19 protein-coding genes are annotated in these 21,755 nt (G+C 33.4%); 9 read left to right on the forward strand and 10 right to left on the reverse strand.

All coding sequences use genetic code 11. The annotated features are described in order from the left end of the window. Nucleotides 1–12 precede the first annotated feature (12 nt). Nucleotides 13–2,388, forward strand: a complete 2,376-nt coding sequence (gene pbpC, locus EYY60_RS18435) for a penicillin-binding protein 1C (protein ID WP_132990757.1) — start codon at nt 13–15, stop codon at nt 2,386–2,388. Between the two features lie 10 nt (nt 2,389–2,398). On the opposite strand, the gene EYY60_RS18440 is transcribed toward pbpC, so the two are convergent. From EYY60_RS18440 to EYY60_RS18450, 3 genes are all read right to left on the reverse strand, one after another. Then, nucleotides 2,399–3,118, reverse strand: a complete 720-nt coding sequence (locus EYY60_RS18440) for a hypothetical protein (RefSeq protein ID WP_235832359.1) — start codon at nt 3,116–3,118, stop codon at nt 2,399–2,401. 247 nt (nt 3,119–3,365) lie between these two features. Then, entirely contained in the window at nt 3,366–4,910 is a 1,545-nt protein-coding gene (locus EYY60_RS18445) for an Rne/Rng family ribonuclease (protein WP_026728566.1), read from the reverse strand. A 394-nt stretch (nt 4,911–5,304) separates the two neighbouring features. Continuing rightward, complete coding sequence (locus EYY60_RS18450; RefSeq protein WP_007805026.1) at nt 5,305–5,595, reverse strand: HU family DNA-binding protein; 291 nt, start codon at nt 5,593–5,595, stop codon at nt 5,305–5,307. A 140-nt stretch (nt 5,596–5,735) separates the two neighbouring features. On the opposite strand from EYY60_RS18450, the gene mutY reads away from it, so the two are divergent. The 4 genes from mutY to gldD are packed head-to-tail and all read left to right on the forward strand — an operon-like array spanning nt 5,736 to nt 9,140. Then, complete coding sequence (gene mutY / locus EYY60_RS18455; RefSeq protein WP_132990758.1) at nt 5,736–6,782, forward strand: A/G-specific adenine glycosylase; 1,047 nt, start codon at nt 5,736–5,738, stop codon at nt 6,780–6,782. A 36-nt stretch (nt 6,783–6,818) separates the two neighbouring features. Continuing rightward, nucleotides 6,819–7,259: a single-stranded DNA-binding protein gene (locus tag EYY60_RS18460; protein WP_132990759.1), complete on the forward strand. Its 441-nt coding sequence runs from the start codon at nt 6,819–6,821 to the stop codon at nt 7,257–7,259. 23 nt (nt 7,260–7,282) lie between these two features. After that, nucleotides 7,283–8,578, forward strand: a complete 1,296-nt coding sequence (locus EYY60_RS18465; RefSeq protein WP_132990760.1) for a gliding motility-associated protein GldE — start codon at nt 7,283–7,285, stop codon at nt 8,576–8,578. A gap of 1 nt (nt 8,579) precedes the next feature. Continuing rightward, on the forward strand, nt 8,580–9,140 hold the full coding sequence (gene gldD, locus EYY60_RS18470; protein WP_132990761.1) for a gliding motility lipoprotein GldD: 561 nt from the start codon (nt 8,580–8,582) through the stop codon (nt 9,138–9,140). A 47-nt stretch (nt 9,141–9,187) separates the two neighbouring features. On the opposite strand, the gene EYY60_RS18475 is transcribed toward gldD, so the two are convergent. Together EYY60_RS18475 and EYY60_RS18480 are read right to left on the reverse strand one after the other, a co-directional pair. Further along, nucleotides 9,188–9,697, reverse strand: coding sequence for a hypothetical protein (locus EYY60_RS18475; RefSeq protein WP_132990762.1), 510 nt, complete (start codon nt 9,695–9,697; stop codon nt 9,188–9,190). A 135-nt stretch (nt 9,698–9,832) separates the two neighbouring features. Beyond that, entirely contained in the window at nt 9,833–10,210 is a 378-nt protein-coding gene (locus EYY60_RS18480; protein ID WP_132990763.1) for a heavy-metal-associated domain-containing protein, read from the reverse strand. A 100-nt stretch (nt 10,211–10,310) separates the two neighbouring features. On the opposite strand from EYY60_RS18480, the gene EYY60_RS18485 reads away from it, so the two are divergent. After that, nucleotides 10,311–11,177, forward strand: coding sequence for a DMT family transporter (locus EYY60_RS18485; RefSeq protein WP_132990764.1), 867 nt, complete (start codon nt 10,311–10,313; stop codon nt 11,175–11,177). Nucleotides 11,178–11,391: 214 nt separating this feature from the next. Here the strand turns inward: EYY60_RS18485 and EYY60_RS18490 are convergent, their stop codons facing one another. Both EYY60_RS18490 and EYY60_RS18495 read right to left on the reverse strand, forming a co-directional pair. Beyond that, nucleotides 11,392–13,440, reverse strand: a complete 2,049-nt coding sequence (locus tag EYY60_RS18490) for an insulinase family protein (RefSeq protein WP_208749487.1) — start codon at nt 13,438–13,440, stop codon at nt 11,392–11,394. 13 nt (nt 13,441–13,453) lie between these two features. Next, nucleotides 13,454–14,776: a M16 family metallopeptidase gene (locus EYY60_RS18495; protein ID WP_132990765.1), complete on the reverse strand. Its 1,323-nt coding sequence runs from the start codon at nt 14,774–14,776 to the stop codon at nt 13,454–13,456. A gap of 276 nt (nt 14,777–15,052) precedes the next feature. On the opposite strand from EYY60_RS18495, the gene rplU reads away from it, so the two are divergent. Further along, nucleotides 15,053–15,490, forward strand: coding sequence for a 50S ribosomal protein L21 (rplU, locus tag EYY60_RS18500; protein WP_026728576.1), 438 nt, complete (start codon nt 15,053–15,055; stop codon nt 15,488–15,490). A gap of 24 nt (nt 15,491–15,514) precedes the next feature. Then, nucleotides 15,515–15,775, forward strand: a complete 261-nt coding sequence (rpmA, locus tag EYY60_RS18505; RefSeq protein WP_012023622.1) for a 50S ribosomal protein L27 — start codon at nt 15,515–15,517, stop codon at nt 15,773–15,775. Between the two features lie 220 nt (nt 15,776–15,995). On the opposite strand, the gene EYY60_RS18510 is transcribed toward rpmA, so the two are convergent. Together EYY60_RS18510 and miaE are read right to left on the reverse strand one after the other, a co-directional pair. Next, the gene (locus tag EYY60_RS18510) at nt 15,996–18,752 is read right to left on the reverse strand and encodes an AsmA-like C-terminal region-containing protein (RefSeq protein ID WP_132990766.1); all 2,757 of its coding nucleotides are present in this window, start codon (nt 18,750–18,752) and stop codon (nt 15,996–15,998) included. A 42-nt stretch (nt 18,753–18,794) separates the two neighbouring features. Next, nucleotides 18,795–19,376 carry a tRNA-(ms[2]io[6]A)-hydroxylase gene (miaE, locus tag EYY60_RS18515; protein ID WP_132990767.1) on the reverse strand — a complete coding sequence of 194 codons (582 nt, stop codon included), beginning with the start codon at nt 19,374–19,376 and terminating at the stop codon, nt 18,795–18,797. 115 nt (nt 19,377–19,491) lie between these two features. Here miaE and EYY60_RS18520 point away from each other — a divergent pair, with 115 nt between their 5' ends. Further along, a complete protein-coding gene (locus EYY60_RS18520; RefSeq protein ID WP_132990768.1) occupies nt 19,492–20,733 on the forward strand; it encodes a glycosyltransferase family 4 protein in 1,242 nt (413 codons plus the stop codon). 65 nt (nt 20,734–20,798) lie between these two features. Here the strand turns inward: EYY60_RS18520 and EYY60_RS18525 are convergent, their stop codons facing one another. Then, complete coding sequence (locus EYY60_RS18525; protein ID WP_235832360.1) at nt 20,799–21,689, reverse strand: helix-turn-helix domain-containing protein; 891 nt, start codon at nt 21,687–21,689, stop codon at nt 20,799–20,801. Between the last annotated feature and the right edge of the window lie 66 nt (nt 21,690–21,755).

The raw sequence follows: 21,755 nt of genomic DNA on the forward strand, positions 1-21,755 counted from the left end.
AAATAATCAGCCTTGAAAAATAAAGTAAAAGCGTTTTTTCAACGCACTATAAATTGGATAAAAAGAAATAAAATTAAATCGGCAATTGCATTTCTGCTCTTGCTGATTTACTATTTTTCGATACCCCGAACTTTGTTCAAAGAGCCTTATTCAACGGTGATTGAAAGTAAAGAAGGAGAATTACTAGGAGCTAAAATTGCTCGTGACGGACAATGGCGTTTTCCCGCACAGGACAGCGTGCCGGACAAGTTCAAAAAATGCATTGTTTATTTTGAAGATGAATATTTCTACAAACATCCGGGATTTAATCCCGGAGCGATGATTAATGCCTTTCAACAAAACAGAAAAGCAGGAAAAGTAGTTCGTGGAGGAAGTACTTTGACACAGCAAGTTATTCGACTTTCCCGAAAAGGAAAAAACAGAACCTATTTCGAAAAAATAATAGAAATTATTCTCGCAACGAGACTAGAATTAGGGTATTCCAAAAATGAGATTCTCGAAATGTATGCCGCCCATGCACCGTTTGGTGGAAACGTTGTAGGATTGGAAATGGCTTCGTGGCGTTATTTTGGCGTTCAGTCCAATCAATTATCATGGGCTGAAAATGCGGTTTTGGCCGTTTTGCCCAATGCTCCAAGTTTAATTTATCCGGGAAAAAATCAAATTAAATTACTGAATAAACGAAACCGACTTTTATTAAAATTGCATCAGGAAGGAATTATCGACAAACAGACATACGAACTTTCGATAGAAGAGCCTTTGCCTCAAAAACCATATGATTTGCCTCAAATCGCGCCTCATTTATTGCAACGAGTAGCTAAAAATGAAGAAGGAACGAGAGTAAAAACAACAATTGATTATGCTTTGCAAAATAGAGTCAATCAAATAGCGAGGTATTATTATAATCAGTACAAACAAAATGAGGTTCATAATTTGGCTATTTTGGTCATTGATGTTCAAAACAGAAATGTAATGAGTTATGTGGGGAATTCTCCAGCAGATTCAGATCACCAAAAAGATGTAGATATTATTGATGCACCAAGAAGTACCGGAAGTATTTTAAAACCACTTTTATACGGCGCTATGCTGGATGATGGCGAATTATTGCCAAATACGTTAATTGCTGATATTCCAACACAGATTTCGGGTTATACACCACAAAATTTTAATCTTACTTTTGATGGAGCAGTTCCGGCGCATCGTGCATTGTCACGTTCGTTGAACATTCCTGCAGTTTTAATGCTTCAGGATTTTGGCGTAAATAAATTTTACGAAGAATTGCAGAAATTCAACTTAAAGAACATCAACAAAACACCAGACCATTACGGTTTATCGCTTATTTTGGGCGGTGCGGAAAGTAATTTGTGGGATTTGTGCAGAACATATGCGAATTTATCTTCCACATTAAATTATTTCAACAGAAATCATGGGCAATATCGAACAAATGAATTTACAGAACTAAATTATAAAAACGATTTTAAGCCCGATTTTGGTTCCAAAACTGATCAGAAGAACATTTTGGGCGCAGGATCAATTTGGTTGACTTATAACGCAATGGAAGAGGTTAACAGGCCTGAAGGGGACGAAGCTTGGAAATTTTATGACAGTTCGCTGAAAATTGCCTGGAAAACGGGAACCAGTTTCGGAAATCGCGATGCTTGGGCAATTGGAACCAATTCAAGATATGTGGTTGGAATTTGGGTTGGAAATGCAACCGGAGAAGGAAGGCCAACTTTGACAGGAGTTACCAGCGCGGCTCCAATATTATTTGATGTTTTTAATTTATTGCCAAGACAAAGATGGTTTGATACGCCCTATAAAGATTTGGCCGAAGTTGAGGTTTGCCGATTAAGTGGTTATTTGGCAAAAGACAATTGTCCTAAAATCAAACAATGGGTTTCTAAAAAAGGGAAATCAACCAAAGTTTGTCCGTATCACAGAACTATTCATTTAGACAAAACCGAACAATTTCAGGTAAACAGCAGTTGTGAAAATGTCGAAAATATTGTGACTAAAAATTGGTTTGTTTTGCCTCCAGTTATGGCTTGGTATTACAAAAGCCAGCATATAGAATATCTGCCATTGCCTCCATTCAAAGAAGGTTGTGAAGGAACACAAGCAACCACAATGGATTTTATTTATCCAAAAGCAAATAGTAAAATTTACTTGACAAAAGATTTCAATAGTAACGTTCAGCCTGTAATTTTAAAAGTAGCGTATTCTGAAAGGGATAAGGAATTATTTTGGTATGTTGATGATGTGTATAAAGCAACAACCAAAACCTTTCATGAATTGCCTATAACTCCAACAACGGGAATACATTATATTACAGTTGTAGATGCTTCTGGGAATGAAATTAGACGAAAAATAGAAATTATCAGAGAATAATTCTTGAAGTTTAGGGCATGATTCTTAATGGATTATAAGCTTTTTGGTTTTTAGTAAATCTTAAAGTAAGACCCAAAGTGAATCCTTCTATTGAAGGGATTTCATCTTTTTTAAAAGGGAAAGAATATCCAAAACCTAAATCAGCGACATTAAATAAGGATAGACCACTCACTATATAACTATTTTTGCTAGTGATTCCTGTTTTTAAAAATAATAAAAAAGCGGCATTATAAGATAAATGCAAATCTGGAAATCCATAATAATTTCCATTATAACTATTTGTAATTCCGTATCCTGCTCCTAAAAAAAGTTTGTTGCTGTTTTTGCAATCTAAACAAAATTCTAATCCAGCAGTAACACGACTTTTATTTGCAATAGAATATTCTGTATATATAATTGGCCAGTCTGGCATTTTAAATTTTAGAGCATTGTTATTTTCTTTGTAATTAAAATTTCTAGTAAATGGTTCTTGATTTTTTTTATTATACCATTCAGCTTTGCCAATTAAATATTCGCCGTCATAATCTTGTGAATAACCTTTAAATTGTATTTTATTAGTACTTAAATAGTAATCTTTAATGACAAAAAGAGAGTCAATGTTTTTTATTTTGTAACCAACTGCGTCTTTGGTTTTTATTTTTAAAGGTTTTATTCTGTAATACAAAGCTGAATCTCGGACTGTGATTTTCCATTTTGAATTAAAAAAGATTGTGTCATTTTGGGCACTCATTTTTAAGGAGAGCAAAAAGAATAGTGTCAGAAAAAAGTAAATAATTTTTTTTTGAGAAAAAGGATATAAAGTGCTGAATATCTGCATGATTTTTTAAAAAAAATGTTGCCGATAAACGTAGTGTAAAATTAATGCTTTGGCTGCTGTTATAAGTTTTCTTTGTTTTACTATAAGTTATAAAAAATGAATTTAAGAGCTTTTAAAGCACAAAAAAACCGCCAATCTTAGGAAAGGCGGTTTTTGTTTTTTATTCTGAAATAACATTTCCTTTTTTATCATAGAAATGGTATTCTAAGTACGTGTAAGCGTCACGAGGTATGATTTTCACCCATTTCTTATGTTCAAAAAACCATTTTGAACGTAATGATGGAAAACCTTTGCTGAGGTATGCAGCCACAAATGGGTGTGTGTTTAGCACAACTTTATTGTGGGTTTTTAAAAGTCTTTCTAAATCAGCGGCGATCTTGTCAATTATTAATATTGGCGCTTCAATTTCGCCATTAATTTTATCAGGATCTTCTTCTCTAGTTTTAATATTAACTTCTGGTCTTACGCGCTGTCTTGTAATCTGGACAAGTCCAAATTTACTTGGCGGTAATATTTTATGCTTTGCTTTATCGTCGCTCATTTCTTCTCGCAAGAAGTCGAACAAGACTTTCCTGTTTTCAGGATTAGACATATCGATAAAATCAACTACGATTATTCCGCCCATATCTCGAAGACGTAATTGTCTTGCGATTTCTGCTGCGGCAATCATATTAACTTCCATGGCAGTGTCTTCCTGATTGGTTGCTTTGTTTGAACGGTTTCCGCTGTTTACGTCTATAACGTGAAGAGCTTCAGTGTGTTCAATGATAAGATAAGCACCTTTACTCATGGAAACGGTTCTTCCAAAAGAAGTTTTGATTTGTCTCTCTATATTGTATTTCTCAAAAATCGGAGTGTCATTTGATTGATAAAACTTAACAATCGATTGTTTTGAAGGTGCAATTTCTTGCAGATATTCCTTCGTTTGGTGGTACAACTCTTCGTCATCTATTTGGATACCGCTGAAGGTATCATTGAATACATCTCTTAATATTGAAGAAGCTCTGTTAAGCTCTCCTAATACTTTTGATGGATGATGAGCAGTTGGTAATTTTTTACACATTGCAGACCATCTGCCAAGCAGGTTCTGCAAATCTTTTTCTAATTCGGCTACGTTTTTGCCTTCGGCTACTGTACGAACAATAACACCAAATCCTTTAGGTTTGATCGATAGAACAAGTTTTTTTAGACGATCCTTTTCTTTTTTGTCTTCTATTTTTTGAGAAATAGAAACACGATCAGAAAAAGGAACTAGAACGATAAATCTTCCGGCAAGAGAAAGCTCAGCACTTATTCTTGGGCCTTTGGTCGATATAGGTTCCTTAACTACTTGAACTAAGACAGATTGATTGGCACTTAAAATATCAGTAATGATGCCATCTTTGTCAATCTCTTTCTCAAACTGAAAGGTTTTTAGGGAGAAATCTTTTAATTTACCTGCGCTTACAAGTTTTATGAATTTCAGCTGAGAAGCTAGATTTGGACCCAAATCGTGATAATGTAAAAAGGCATCTTTTTCAAAGCCTACATTTACAAAAGCGGCATTAAGTCCAGCAACTGGTTTTCTGATTTTGGCAATAAAAATATCACCAACCTGAAAGTTGCTTTTTTCTTCTTCTTTGTGTAATTCAATTAGTTTTCCATCTTTTAATAAGGCAAAATCTACTGCTTCAGAACTAGATCTAATGATTAATTCTTTATTCACACTGTAAATTTTTATCTGTTTTTTCAGAAAATAGAAGAAAGAAAAAAGAATATAGACTTATAAAAATCTAAAATCTGAAATCTAAAATCTAAAATCTTATCTACAGATGGATTAAACAATATTTTTAACAGGTATTAACCCGGTGAAAAGAAGATTGGGAGAGAATAGAATTAAGAGAATAGACTTTTTGTCGTCTATATTCTATTTTCTTTTCTCTTTCATCTTTTTTCAATTTCAATGAACGTTTAAAAAGAAAAAAGTAGTTTAAAACTACTTTTTCTTTTTGTGGCGGTTAGCTCTCGCTCTTTTTTTACGTTTGTGAGTAGCTACCTTATGTCTCTTTCTTTTTTTACCACTTGGCATATCGTGTCAGATTTTATGTTAATTAATAGTATTATTTTGCTTCGTTGTTCGTTTTTACTCCTTCTACAAAAACTTTTGCAGGTTTAAACGCAGGGATGTTGTGTGCTGGAATTTTGATAGTAGTATTTTTAGAAATATTTCTACCAGTTTTTTCAGCTCTTGTTTTAACGATAAAGCTTCCGAAACCTCTTAGGTAAACATTGTCTCCAGTTTCTAATGAAGTTTTAACTTCTTCCATAAAAGTTTCTACTGTTGCTTGAACATCTCCTTTTTCAAGACCTAGTTTCTCTGAAATTTTCGCTACGATATCTGCTTTCGTCATTTTCTTTCCTATTTTATTTTATAAATGATGTACTATTTTTTTGAGTTTGCAAATATAGGAATTAAAAAAATAATTAATCAAGCTAAATCGTTAAATTTTAATTACATAAACATTTACTTTTGTTTTCTAAGTATTTTTGAATGGATTTTTATAACATATTGATAAATTGGTATTTACAAAACAAACGTGATTTGCCGTGGCGTAAAACAGCCGATCCGTACCTGATTTGGCTCTCAGAAATTATGCTTCAGCAAACTAGAGTTGCTCAAGGAATGCCTTATTTTTTTGCATTTACCAAGGAATTTCCTACTGTATTTGATTTGGCAAATGCCTCAGAAGAGCAAGTTTTGAAACTTTGGCAGGGACTAGGGTATTATTCTCGTGCTCGAAATTTGCATAAAACGGCTCAATATGTGGCAAATGAGCTCAATGGCGTTTTTCCTGAAGACTATAAAAATTTATTAAAATTAAAAGGTGTTGGCGAATATACAGCCGCAGCAATTGCTTCTTTTTCTTATAATGAGGCAGTTCCTGTTGTTGATGGAAATGTGTTTCGAGTACTTTCGCGTTATTTTGATATAGAGTCAGATATTGCTCTGCCGGCAACAAAAAAAGAGTTCGCCGAATTGGCTTTTGAATTAATGCCAAAGGACAATCCTGCAATCTTCAATCAAGCTATAATGGAATTTGGCGCTTTGCAATGCGTGCCTAAAAGTCCAAATTGTTTAGTTTGTGATTTTAATGAAAGCTGTGCGGCTTTACAGAAAAAGAAAGTTTCAGTTTTGCCTGTCAAATCAAAAAAGACAAAAGTGACAAACCGCTTCTTTAATTATTTGATTTTGGAAGATGCTTTAGGAAATACTTTAATTCAAAAAAGAACAGAAAAAGGAATTTGGCATAATCTATATGAATTTCCGTTGCTGGAAACCGATGAAATTGTTGGTTTTGAAGTAATTTCAAAAGCCGTTCAAAAGGATGTTTTTTCAGCTTATACTATTATAGGTATAGAAGAATGTGCTGAAACTGCTGTTTTACACAAACTTTCGCATCAACATCTCCATATTCAGTTTTGGAAGGTCAGAATTAGTGAAACAATTGAGAATGGTTTGAGTTACAGTGAGTTAAAAAATAATCCGTTTCCAATTGTGATATATAATTTTATTGAAAAGCAAGAATTAAATTGCTAAAAAAATGTATCTTTGGGATAAATACTACCAAAAACTATGAACGGAACATTAAATAAAGTTATGCTAATTGGCCATTTAGGCGATGATGTAAAGATGCATTATTTTGATGGAGGGAATTGCATCGGGCGGTTTCAATTGGCTACAAATGAAGTTTATATCAATAAAACGACCAACGAAAAAATAACTTCAACGGAGTGGCATAATCTAGTTGTGCGTAATAAAGCTGCCGAAATTTGTGAAAAATATCTTTCTAAAGGAGATAAAATTTATGTTGAAGGCCGAATTAAATCGCGCCAATGGCAAGCAGAAGATGGCACTACAAAATATACTACGGAAATTCAGGTTACCGAGTTTACTTTCCTGACTACCAAAAAAGAAACGGGAAATCATAAGCCAAATCAAGAGCAGGAGTCGGCAAAAAACACTACATTTGATGCATCTAATGAAGGCTTGCCTATAAATGACTTGCCTTTTTGATTGTTTAACTAATCTTTTTTAATTTGGACCCAGAGCCCAGTTTACTTTTATCTACAACTTTAGACATCAATTTAATAATTGGTTTTGTCGGAATATTTATTTTGCTGTTTTTATCAGCCATTGTTTCAGGTGCCGAAGTCGCTCTTTTTTCTTTGTCTCAAAAAGACATTGATGAAGCACTGCACGAAAATCTCCCAAAAGGAAAAATCATTTCAAATCTTTTAGATAAACCAAAGAAATTGCTGGCAACACTTTTAGTTGCTAATAATTTTCTAAACATCGGAGTTGTTATTTTGTTCTCTTTTATTGGCCGAGATGTTTTTTCTCATATTAGTTCGCCTGCTTTTAAGTTCTTTTTAGAGGTAGTTTTGGTTACGTTTCTGATTTTATTATTTGCAGAAGTTTTGCCGAAAGTTTATGCCAGCCGAAACAATTTAAAATTTGCAAAACGTGTTGCTTATCCCATCGCTTTTTTAGATAAATTACTTTCGCCAATAAGTTTGCCTATGCGCGCTGTTACCTTATATTTGCAACGTAAATTAGGGAAACAGAAGAATAGTTTTTCAATAAATCAGATTTCTCAGGCGTTGGAACTTACAGATTCTGAAGGGACATCGACGGAAGAACAAAAAATTCTGGAAGGAATTGTTTCTTTTGGAAATACTGATACAAAGCAAGTCATGAGTCCGAGGATTGATGTTTTTGCTTTGGAAATTTCAGAAACATTCGCAGAAATTTATCCTAAAATTATCGAAAGCGGTTTTTCAAGAATTCCTATTTATCGAGACAATATAGATCAAATCGAAGGCGTTTTGTTCGTTAAAGATTTACTGCCTTACATTGATAAAGATGAATTTGACTGGACTTCTTTAATGAGAGAAGCTTTTTTTGTTCCGGAGAATAAAAAACTGGATAACTTATTAAAGGATTTTCAGAGCCTAAAAAGCCATTTGGCGATTGTGGTTGATGAATATGGAGGGACTTCTGGATTAGTTTCTTTAGAAGATATTATAGAGGAAATTGTAGGAGATATTAGTGATGAATTTGATGATGAAAATTTAAATTTTTCGCAGATCGATGAAAAGAATTTTCTGTTTGAAGGAAAAATCAATTTGAAAGATTTTTACAGAATTATTGATGTCGATGAAAATATTTTCGAATCACGAAAAGGCGAAGCAGAAACTCTAGCCGGATTTATTTTAGAAATTTTAGGTAATTTTCCTAAAAAAGATCAAAAAATAGCTTTTGAAAACTGTGTTTTTACAATAGAAACCGTTGACAAAAAGCGTATAAAACAAATAAAAGTAACGATAGATTAAGATGTTAAAAAAGATAATCTCAACAGCAGTAATTTTATTAATTCTGACTTTGGTAAGCTGTAAAGATGATGTATTGCCAAAACCGGCAAGTTTTCTGCGTTTGGATTATCCGGAAGCAAAATATGTTCATTTTGAAAATACTTGTCCGTTTGCTTTTGATATGAATGAAGATGCGATAATTAAAGGCGAGAAAGAATGCGGATTTGCGATTACGTATCCAAAAATGAAAGCTACAATTTACTTGACATACAAACCTGTACACGGAGATATTAATAAGCTTTTGAAAGATGCGCAGAAACTTACCTACGAGCACGTTATCAAAGCTGATGATATTTTAGAACAGCCTTATTTAAATCAAGAAAAAAAGGTTTACGGAATGTTTTACCAAGTTGATGGAAATGCCGCTACAAACTCGCAATTTTACGTGACAGACAGCACAAAACACTTTCTTATCGGTTCTGTTTATTTTTATGCTAAACCTAATTTTGATTCAGTTATGCCGGCTGTGAGTTATATTAAAAATGATATGCAGAGGATTATGGAAACTCTGAAATGGAAATAAAAAAAAGGCGTTCAAATTTGAACGCCTTTTTTTTTGTTTTAGAATACTCAAGATAGTAGAGTGAATCTATCAAGTTCTTTTCTTGCATATCGCGAAATAATTTTATTTTCATTATTTGACAGGTTTTGTAATTTTGATAATGAGTTAAAATTATTTATTGAAGCAATCGCTTTTATGCACTTTCTCGCCAATTGATAAGTTTCATCATATTCTAAATATTCTAAATTTAGAAAAATAGCATTGTATAGAAAATCAACTATATTTGGGTCGGCAGTTTCTTTAAGGGTTAAGACTATATCTTCATGTTTAAAATGCCAATTCTCCACCGCTAATTCACATAATAGCTTTGTCAGTTTTTTATCTTTAAGTTCAAAGTAGTCAATCAATATTAAAATAACTTCTAAAAATGGTTCATTTTTATTCGTTTTTGAAATATTTAGAACTTCAGTAATTTGATTAATGTCAACTTCTGAACCAAAAATGTCTGTTATTAATCTTTTTGAGATTGATTTTTCAACTCTAAATTGAGCTATAAACTCATTAATTTCTTTTATCATTTCTTTGATCTTGATAAGTAATTAATATTTGAATTAAAAATATCTAATATTATCCCTTTAAACAATTTATCAACAAATATAAATTAAAAAAGGCACTCGATTTGAGCGCCTTTTTTAATTGTTTAAATTTCGAATTTAAGATTTAAAATTCAAAACCTTATATGTTTTGCCGTCACCAGTTGCTTGAACAACTCTAGTCAAAGATTCTTGATTTTGAATCGTTTTGTCAAAAGTTATGGTTGCCGTTTTTTTGTCAAAATCAACAGCTGCTTTTTCAACGCCGTCAAGGTTTGATAATTCTTTTTCGATAGTTTTGGCACATCCCATTGCGCAAGTCATTCCTTCGATTTCGAAACTTGCAGTTTGCACATTTTCAACAGCGATTGCTTTATGTTCTTTAGCAGTTGTTTCTAACGGTTTTATGTTAGCTAAGTTTTTGTCTTCTTCTTTTTTGCAGCCAACGAATACTAAACAGGCAATAGCTAATGATGCAAATATTTTAGTGAATTTCATATTTATGATTTTTAAATTGTCAATATGTTTGTTGCAAAATTAATAAAAACCAAGAGGCCAGTTCGTAAAATTATTACAATTTTGCAGTAAAATACAATTTATGGAAACAAAACAGTTAAAATGGCTGTACTTAGCGATTCTCTCTCTTATCTGGGGAAGTTCTTTCATTCTTATAAAAAAGGGATTGATTGGTTTGACTGCAATTCAGGTAGGTTCATTCCGAATTATTTTTGCGGCTTTGTTCTTGTTGATTGTAGGTTTTAATAGCTTGAAAAAGATTTCGCGTCGTCAATGGAAATATGTTGCCATAACTTCGCTTTTTGGAACTTTCATGCCGGCTTATCTTTTCGCTATTGCAGAAACTCAGGTAAATAGTTCGATTGTGGCTATCTTGAATTCGCTTACGCCGTTAAATACATTGGTTTTAGGAATTGTGGCTTTTGGAATTCAATTTCAAAAAAGACAAGTTTTAGGTGTTTTTGTTGGGCTTTTGGGTTGCCTGCTTTTGGTTTTAAGCGGAGATTCTGCAGGCGGAACTCAGAATTATTTATATGTTTTGCTTGTAGTTATTGCAACTCTTAGTTATGCAATTAATGTAAATTTGATTAAGAAATATTTACATGATTTGAATTCTGTAAGTATCACAACAGGGAATTTTACTGTTTTGCTTTTACCAGCGTTAATTATTTTAAGTACAACTGACATTGGCCAAAAAATACATTTTGCAGAAACACAGCATTCTATCTTTTTTGTTGCAATTTTAGGTGTTTTGGGAACTGGAATTGCTAATATTCTATTCTTTAAATTGATCCAAATGTCATCGCCGGTATTTGCGACATCAGTTACTTATTTAATTCCGATAGTGGCTTTTTTCTGGGGATTGTTAGACAATGAAATGCTGACGCCAATTCAGTTTTTTGGAGCGTTTATTATTTTGATAGGGGTTTATTTATCAGCTAAGAAATAGTTATGAGTTATGAGTTATGAGTTTTGCGCATGTCACCCAGAGCGATCCCGAGGCTTCGGGAGAAGAGAGCAAAGGGCTTCGACTTCGCTCAGCCTGACAAAATGAAACGCAAAAAAAAGCTTTGTCAAAGTTGTAACTTTGACAAAGCCTATGAGAAAAAAACTTAGCAACTTAGTGTCTTAATATCTTAGAAACTTAAAAGCTTAGCATCTTTTTAAAGAAAATCTGCATCAGAAACTCCTTCATTTATTTTGATATCAGACATTTTGATATCCAACTCAAAACCTACATTCTGAATTAAGTTAAAAGGAACTTTTACGCCTTTTACTTCTTTGTAATCGTTGAAGTTTGTGATTTGTGTAACCGATTTTCCGCCTTGTTCGCGAACTTTAGATTCGGCTACTTTTAGACCTGATTTTATATCATAGAAATACGTTGTTTTGCCATCTTTAATTGCATAGGCGTCACTTCCGTTGATAGGTTCTATACTGTCAACTTTTAGATCCGTTCTTTTTGCTAATTGAAGCTCTTCAAATGGGGCAGCATTTGCTTTCATTTCTTTAAGGTCATCGCCTTCAAGGTTTTTACGTTGGCCTTGCTGTTCAACATAAGCGCCTTTTTCATTTACAACTTGTTTCATCAAATTCATAGTTCCCATAGCAAGAGAAACCATCATTTTTCCTTTTGAATCTAATTTTGAAGTGAAAGTCAGTGGAGTAGGAGCTTGCGGAACAGTCGTACTTCCGTTCATATAAAGCGTTTTGACTGAAGTTACCGCTTTTTCGCCTCCAATTGCTTTGATGTAATTTTCGAAAACTGTTTTTGCAGTAACATTTGTTGGAGCTTCTTTTTTGGTGGCTGGTTTTTCAACTGGGTTTCCGTATTTGTCAAAATAATGAATAGGAATTTGTAGTTTTTCCAAGCCAGAAATTACATCAGAACCTTTTCCAACAATTACAATTCGCATATTGTCAAGCAGGAAATATTTGTTTGCGACACGATAAATATCGTCTGCAGTAACATTATTTATTGTCTGAATGTATTTTTCGTAGAAATCTGCAGGAAGTTTTTCTGTCTCAATATTTAGAGCGTAACGTGCAACGGCTTGAGGTTTTTCGACTTGCATTACAAATCTTCCAATGTAGCCTGCTTTTACATTTCGTAAAACTTCTGGATCCACTCTTTCTGTTCTGATTCGTTTGATTTCTTTAATAAATTGAACCACTGCGCTATCGGTAACTGTATTTCGAACTGCTGAAGTTGCTTTGAATTTAGAAACATATTTGCTGGCTCCAATGCTTGAATTTGCGCCATACGTCCAAGCGTGTTGTTCGCGTAAATTCATATTTAAATAACTATTGAAATCGCCTCCTAATATTTGGTTTGCAATTACAGCTGGAAAAAAATCGGGATCACTCATTCTTAAATTCACCGTATTTACCAGTGAAATTTCAGATTGAACAGCATTTGGAACATCAACAAAATCAATTTGTAAGTTCGAAACATTTTCTGGATTTGGATATGTGTTTTTTGGAGCTGCTTGTTTTTTCCATCCACTGAATAATTTTTCAACCGCAGTTTTTGTTTCTTTAAACTTAATGTCTCCAATAACTACTAAATAAGCATTTTCTGGAACGAAATAAGTACTGTAGTTGTTTTGAACATCTGCTAGAGTAACATTTTTCACAGTTTCCTCAGAAAGATACTCGCCGTTAGGATGATTTTTTCCAAAAGCTAAAACATCAACCACTCGGTTTGAGATGGCCGGAACGCTTTTTTCATCGGCTTTAAGGCCTTCTAATAGTTTTGCCTTTTCTTTGTCAAATTCGGTTTGAGTAAAATTTGGTTGTAAAGCACCTTCAGCCAAAAGTTCTAAAACGCGTCCTGAATATTTGGACAAAGCGCTTGCATAAGCTCCTTGAGAAGTAAAGTTGATATTGGCTCCGTAAAAATCAATTTCTTCGTTAAAAGCTTCTTTTGTTGTTTTTTTAGTTCCGTTGCCAATCAAGCTGCTGGTCAATTCGTCGACACCTTTTTTGTTGCCTTCAGTAAACGGTGCGTTATCCAGAGTTAGTGTAAAGCTTACTCGTGGCAATTTGTGGTTTTCAACAACTAAAACCTTCATTCCGTTTGCTAAAACAAAGGTCTGGGGTTTTTTGATGTTGACTACTGGGGCGTTTCCTGGTTTTGGTTGTGGACGATCTTGTGCTATCATAATTCCTGTTAGGAAAAAAAGGATTAAAAAAGGATATATTTTTTTCATGATTCGATAATTCTTAGTTTTGAGATTTTGCAGTTGGGATATAATCTAAAATCAAGCGTTGGTTAGGATTCAAGTATTTCTTTGCAACTTCTCTTATTTCTTCTCTTGTGATAGAATGGTAAATATCAATTTCAGTATTAATCAAATTGACGTCGCCATAAAGCAAGTAATACGAAGCAAGGTTTTCTGCAATTCCTTCTACGCTTGAATTTGCGTTTACAAAATTATTATCGAATTTGTTTTGTAATTTTTCGTAATCTTTTTCAGAAATCAAGTCAGTTTGGATTTTTACGATTTCTTCATCTATTTCTTTTAAAATGTCTGCGGTTGTGTTTGGGGCCATTGGCAATCCGTACAAAATATAGGTTCCGTAATCTTCTTGACTAAAGCCAACTGCACCAATTTGAAGCGCCATTTTTTTGTCGTCAACGATTTTTTTGTACAGCTTTGAGCTTTTTCCATCACTTAAATATGAAGAGATCAAATCTAAAACTCTGGCATCTCTGGTTTTCATCGAAGGTGTTCTGTATGAGGCAACGACCATCGGAATCTGGATATTTGGATCCTCGTAAGTTGCTTTTATCGTCTGAGTAATTGGTTCTTCAGTATAAGTTTGTTTTTTAACTTCTTCGCCTCTTGGAATTGGGCCAAAATACTTCTGAACCCATTCTTTGGCTTTTGTCTTGTCGAAATCTCCGGCAACAACTAAAACAGCATTATTTGGCGTATAGAATTTTTTGTTGAATGCCTGAAATTCTTCAAGAGTTGCAGCATCTAGATCTTTCATTGAGCCAATAGTTGTCCAGCGATACGGGTGATTTTTGAACATATTTTTTTTAACTTCTGGAAGAATGTTTCCATAAGGTTGATTGTCGTAACGCATTCTTTTTTCTTCTTTTACCACTTCGTTTTGCGTATCAACTCCAATTTTATTAATAATAGGGTGCATCAATCTTTCCGATTCCATCCATAAGCCTAATTCTAGATTGTTTGATGGGAAAACTTCATAATAATACGTTCTGTCATCCGAAGTATTAGCGTTATTTACTCCTCCGTTTGCCGTAACGATTTTCATCCATTCGCCACGTTTTATATTTTGGGTTCCTTCAAATAATAAATGTTCGAAGAAATGTGCAAAACCGGTTCTGTCAGGACGCTCGTCTTTTGAGCCAACATGGTACATTACAGAAGTAATAACCACGGGCGCCGATGGATCGTTATGCAGAATAACGTGCATCCCGTTGTCTAAGTTGTATTCTTCAAAAGCTACCTTTTGAGCATGTGCTACTCCGCCAAGCATTAGTGCTGCACTTAACATCATTATTGAGTTTTTCATATTAGATTAATAATTTTATAATACCTAAAAACAAGTAGGTAGCAAAAAGTTGATTATAGTTACTTCAAAAATAGTGTTTTTTGCGAAGTATTTTAGGATTTGTGCAGATATCATTAAAAATTAACAGAAAAATACTTATGTTTTTAATTTTGAAATTATTTAAAAGAGTTGGAAAACAGCCGTTAAACGCGAAAAAAATATTTTTGCTTTTAGGGATTGCGTAGTAAATTATTAGTTGTATATTTGCAACCTTAAAAATCAATAAATCAATTTGATATGTATGCAATCGTAGAGATAGCAGGGCAACAATTTAAAGTAAGCAAAGACTTAAAGGTTTATGTTCACCGTTTAGCTAATGAAGAAGGTTCAAAAGTTTCTTTTGACAAAGTTCTTTTATTAGACGATAATGGAAATGTAACTTTAGGCGCCCCAGCTATAGAAGGTGCTTCAGTAGAAGCTAAAGTGTTACAACACTTAAAAGGTGATAAAGTTATCGTTTTCAAAAAGAAAAGAAGAAAAGGATACAAAAAAAGAAATGGTCACAGACAATATCTTACTCAAATTGTAATTGAAGGTATTACTGCAGCAGGAGGAACTAAAAAAGCAGCAGCTAAAAAAGCAGTTGTAGCAGAAGAAGCAGCTACTGAAGAAGTTGAAGCTCCAAAAGCAAAAAAAGCAGCTCCAAAAGCAAAAAAAGAGACTACTAAAGAATAATAACAATATTTAAACTCATACGTCATGGCTCACAAGAAAGGTGTCGGTAGTTCGAAGAATGGTAGAGAATCAGAATCAAAACGTCTAGGCGTTAAGATTTATGGTGGTCAAGCTGCTATTGCTGGTAACATCATCGTTAGACAAAGAGGTTCAAAACACAATCCAGGTGAAAATGTTTACATCAGTAAAGATCACACACTACACGCAAGAGTAGCTGGAGTTGTTAAGTTCCAAAAGAAAAGAGATAACAAATCTTATGTATCTATTATCCCATTCGAGGCATAATAATCATAGATTACTTTTTATAAAAAACCCGTTCAGAAATGAACGGGTTTTTTGTTTTTAATATTTCTACACACAGTTTTGTGATCCTTCCTTCGTCAGGATGACAAGATTGCGAAAAAAAACCTTTGTCAAAGTTTAAAACTTTGACAAAGGTTGATTAGTTAGTGTGAGTTAGAATTTGGTCCCGATGCTTCGGGATAAAATTGAGATTTTAAAACATTTATTCCTCAGTATCTTTAGTTTCTTCTAAATCCTGAGATTTCTTGCCGACTTTTATTTTTGGATTATCCTGAGTTCCTGTAACTGTAAGCGGAATTCCGAAAATACCCAAAGGAGGCAATCCTAAGCGCATTTTTAAGTTTAGTTTTCCGTCTAAGCTTGTTGTGCCTTCAATTCTTGGTCTAAAGCCGGCAAACTTGAATTTAAAGCGCTCTACGGTCATGATGTTATTTTTGATCGTCGTTTTGATATCAACTTTTGAAACATCAGGGTTTTTCATCGATTCTGAATTGGTTTCTTTGCTGACTGCGCTAAACATCTTCAATCCTCGTACTTTTACATCTTTAACGGAAAGTGTTCCTCCTCCGGTTAATGAAGGATAAACAGGCTCCATATTTGCATTTAAACGACCTTTTAGCTGATAATCTAAAGAAACAATTCCTTGTGCTTTTTCAGCGGCGCTGGCCATTTTCCTGAACACTTCAACTTCATTATAAGCTCGTTTGATGTCAAAATCCGTTGCTTTAATGGCGTAGTCGAAATTTGCTTTTTGAGGTGTTACAGCTTGATAATTGGCATTCATTGTTACTTTGCAGCCTATTAAATCAAAACCTGTGTTTTGCATCGTCAGTTTGCCATTTTTCATGCTCAAGTTTCCAGTGGCATTTTGAAGATTCAATTTGTCGAAATTTACTTTTTGAGCATTGGCTGTAAAGTTCAAATTCAAATTTGTCGGAATAATGATAACGCCACTTTGTGTATTTCCTGTTTTTGTTTCCGGTTTTGGAGTTGCATTTTCTGTTACAGAAGTTCCGGCTGTTGTTTCTGACATAAATTCATCAACATTAATATATCGTGATGAAGATTTGAAAGAGCCTTTTAAAACGCCTGTATTTGTAGTTGCATAGTTGAAAACATTCTGCAGATAACCATTCATTGTAAAATCAGACTTTCCGTATGTGGCCAAAAAGTTGTTGAAATACATTTTGTCCTGATTGATTTTAAAAATTCCTTCTTTTATAATGAATTTTTTAGGCAGATATTCAGATGTAATTCCAATATTTCGTAGTTCAAGCGTTCCTTTATTATGCAGTTTGCTGTAGTTTCCTTTTTCTGCATCGCTTTGTTTTCCTTTCAAAACCACATCAGCTTTTACGAAGCCGTCTAAATCCAATCCTTTTTGAGAGAAAACTTTATAAATTTTATTGACATCCAATTCTCCTTTTGCTTTTATGTCATAAGTCAAATCATCAAAATTACTCAAATCTGCTTCTACAAAAACGGGTTTTCCTTCAAAAGTAAATTGCGCAGGTTTTAGTTTTACTTTTAAATCGTCATAAGTTCCTTTTTGGTTGTCGATGTTTGATTTAATAGTGATATTAGTAATTGGATTTGGATAATAAGGCGTTTTTAAATAACCATTTTCAAGATTAATTGTTCCTTTTGTTTTTGGGAAAAGTCGGTTTTTTTGATCAAATTTTCCATTTACAACAGCATCTCCGTCAAGATTTCCTTTTAATACGATATCCGGAATTCCAAGAGCTGACATCAATTTTCCAAGATCTATTTTAGCTTTTAATTCCGCGTCAATATCTGGAGTGTTTACGCCAACTACGTGAAATTTCGATTTTAAATAATCTTTATTAATATTTAATGACAGATTTTTGGCGTCAATATCGGCAAGATCCGGATTTAAATTTGGGACTTTAGTTTTAACATCTAAATTTAGGTTTGAAACCGGGAAAGCGCTTTTGTTGTAATTCACAAATCCGCTATCGAGTTTTACGTCAAGATCAAGTTCGGGAGCAATATTTTGAGATGCGATATAGTCTCCTTTTAGCGTCAAAAGCAGATTGGTATTTCCTTTCAATTCGGTTTTAGAAAGCCAAGTTATATATTTTGGTGGAAATGCAGTGAACACGTCGTTAAGTTTGCTGTTTTCTGATTTTATGACAAAATCCATATTGTAGCCGTCTTTGAGGAAATCAAATTTTCCTTTAAAATCGACTACAAGCTGATTGATTTTTAAGTTGTTTTGTTGAAAAAAGAAGGAAAGCGAATTCACATTTACTTTAGTAATCAAGTCAGCATCAACCTTTTTGTTCATCAAATACGGTTCGCCTTCATAGACTACATTTAGTTTTTCGATTTTAGCTTTCGAATACAAATCAAAAACCGATTTGTTCAAATCTCCTTTTCCTAAATAGTTAAAGCCAAACGCATCAAAATGAACTTTGGTCGAAAGGTCGTCGTAAATTATTTTGCTGTTCAGAATTTCAATGCGTTCCAATTTTAAAGCAGTTTCTGTGCTGTCTTTGGGATCTGAAGGTTTTGACGATTTGTAGATGTTGTAATTGGCTTCGCCTTCTGGATTTACTTTTACGTTTATAAAAGAATCGGATAAGTAAATTTGATCAATTTTTACAGTTTTGCTAAAAACCAGACTGGCAACATTTATTCCAAAAGAAACTTCTTTTGCCGTAATGAATTTTTCCTTTGCATAAGGCGCTGATCCATTAAGGTTTAAATCGCTTAAAGTTAGTGTCAGCGAAGGAAAATGATGAAAAAACGAAACCGAAACATCAGAATAATTCAATTCTGCGCTAAGTTTTTCGTTTGCCGTTTTTTTAATTTGTTCTTTAATTTTGTCCGCAAAAATAATTGGCGTTAAAAACAATAATCCTATAATAACAACAAAGGTTATTCCGAGATATTTTAGGATTTTTAATATTATCGATTTCTTTTTATCGGCGCTCATATTCAATTTTGGTATTAGTTTTTAGAAAATATTCATAAAAAATTACCCGTGTACAGTTTCATTTTTACCATAATTGGTAATAATAGATCCTTCGTATTCAATCCACTCTTTCCAGCGTTTGTCAATGTCGATATTGTCTTGATACTTTCTAGCAAATCCTAAAAAAGTAGTATAATGACCAGCTTCAGAAATCATTAAATCTCTGTAGAATTTTGCTAATTCTTCATCTTTAATATTTTCGGAAAGTACTTTAAAGCGCTCACAACTTCTTGCTTCAATCATTGCCGAAAACAATAATCGATCGCAAAGAGCGTCTCTTCGGCTTCCGTCTTTTTTCATGAATTTGAAAAGTTCATTTACATAATGATCTTTTCTTTCGCGTCCCAAAGTAAGTCCGCGTTGTTTTATAATGTTGTGAACCATTTGAAAATGTTCCAGTTCTTCTCTTGCAATTTCAAGCATTTCAGTTACTAATTCTTCAATTTCAGAGTTATACGTAACGATACTGATGGCATTTGAAGCTGCTTTTTGTTCACACCAAGCGTGATCCGTTAAAATTTCTTCGATATTTGACTCAACGATATTTACCCAGCGAGGGTCTGTAGCTAATTTTAATCCCAACATGATTTCCCAACATTTTTAGATGGTACAAAATTAGTGTTTTTTTGTGACCGAATATTGGTTAATTGGGTGCAAATCCGCGGAAAAAAGCATTATTTTGTAATATGAAACAAATATTATGAATCAGATAAAGAAACTTTTAATTATTGGGTTTGTTTGGCCTGAGCCAAAGTCTTCTGCCGCAGGTGGAAGAATGATGCAGTTGATATCTATTTTTAAAGAAAATGGATTTGAAATCACATTTGCAAGTGCGGCCCAAGACAGCGATTTTATGGTTGATTTGTCTGAGTTTGGAATAATAAAAAAAGGTATCGAACTCAATTCTTCAAGTTTTGATAATTTTATAAAAGAATTAAATCCAGATGCGGTCTTGTTTGATCGTTTTATGGTTGAAGAACAGTTTGGGTGGAGAGTGATTGAAAATTGTCCGAAAGCAATAAGAATTCTTGATACTGAAGATTTACATTGTCTGCGAACAGCAAGACAAAAAGCGTTTAAGGAAAACCGAACTTTTGAATTGATTGATTTATTATCTGAAGAAGTTGCAAAACGAGAAATTGCCAGTATTTTGCGTTGCGATGTATCTCTTATTATTTCTGAATTTGAAATGGATATTCTAAAAAATGTTTTCAAAATCAATGAAACTTTACTGTTTTATCTTCCTTTTTTAGTAGAAAAAATGAAAGAAGAAGAGCTGTTGAAATTGCCTTCTTTTGAAGATCGCAAGAATTTTGTTTTCATCGGGAATTTTCTTCACGAGCCGAATTGGAATACTGTTCAATATTTAAAAGAAGCCATTTGGCCTTCTATAAAAAAGAATTTTCCAGAAGCAGTTTTAGAAGTTTATGGCGCATATCCATCGCAAAAAGTATTGCAATTGCATCAGCCTAAAAATGGGTTTTTTATCAAGGGAAGGGCGGAAGATGCCAATGAAATTGTAAAAAAATCAAGAATTGTTCTGGCGCCAATTCGTTTTGGAGCGGGTTTAAAAGGAAAATTATTAGAAGCCATGCAATGCGGAACGCCGAGCGCAACAACATCGATTGGTTCTGAAGCCATGCATGCAAATTTGCCTTGGAATGGTTTTATTGAAGATAATCCCGAGGAATTTTCTAAAAAAGCAATTGCATTGTATCAAGATGAAAATCTTTGGAAACAAGCTCAGAAAAACGGAATTGCAATTATTAATAAATGTTATCAAAAAGATGATTATTCAGCTCATTTAATTTCGTTAGTAAATTCGCTGTTAATCGATTCTGAAAGTCACCGTCTGCATAATTTTATGGGAAATCTGTTGCAGCATCATGCCTTTAAAAGCACGATGTATATGTCAAAATGGATTGAAGCGAAGAATAAATAGTCTCAGTTTTCAGTCTCAGTTTTTCCGGTCTATAATTGCTGAAGACTGCGACTGAAAACTCTAAACTAAGCTTCCATTTTTCCAAACCCAACAGTTTCACGATACATTTGAGGCGAAACATCAGCATTCGTTTTAAAAAAACGGCTAAAATAATGTTCGTCATCATAACCTAATTCGTAGGCAATTTCTTTTACTGTTTTGTTAGTTAAGTATAATTCTCTTTTGGCTTCGATGATGATTCTTTCCGAAATTAAATCGGTTAAAGTTTTGTTGAAATAGTTTTTGGATAATTTGGCCAATGCTTTAGATGAAATATTAAGCATATCAGCATAATGACCAGCTGAGTGTTTAGTCTTGAAATTCAGTTCTATAGCATCTTTTAAATTTTGAAGAATCAAAGGTTCTTTTGAATCTGGAACCGATTTCATTTCTTCCAATTGTTCTGTTTTTAATCTTGAAGCCGTAATTAAAAAGATCTTTAAATACGAAATCAATAATTCGTACTGCGCCAATTCTGCATTCTGAATTTCGGCTTTCATTTGTTCAATCACCATTTTAAAAGTCTGTTCTGCTTGTTCTGTAACCTGAACATAAGGTGGCTGATAAATGTTATTGAACAAAACACCATTGCACGAAACCTCTTTTTGATGCATGTGAATGCAATAAAAATCAGGATGAAAATGAATTGCAATTCCTTCAATCGGTTCGTTTACACAGAGCATAAAAGGCTGATAAGGCGAAAAGGCGAGAAGTGAGTTTTCTTCAAAATGATGTTCTGCAAAATCAGCTTTTACTTTGCCTTTACCTTTCGTTACCCAAATTAAAGAGTAATAATTATTGCGCTGTAAATGGTCAAAATGGCTGTTGTCATCAAAAGGAAGAATCTTGAAAGCCAAATTACCATTCTGCGGATTGATTAAAGTGAAAACATTTTGAGAGCTCATATTCGGTTTCATTTTTGAAAATATAAAGATAGTCATGAAATGAATTCACAACTATCTCTATAACTTGTTTTTTGTTGT

It is taken from the genome of Flavobacterium zhairuonense (genome assembly GCF_004352915.1).
Classification (GTDB): Bacteria; Bacteroidota; Bacteroidia; order Flavobacteriales; family Flavobacteriaceae; genus Flavobacterium; species Flavobacterium zhairuonense.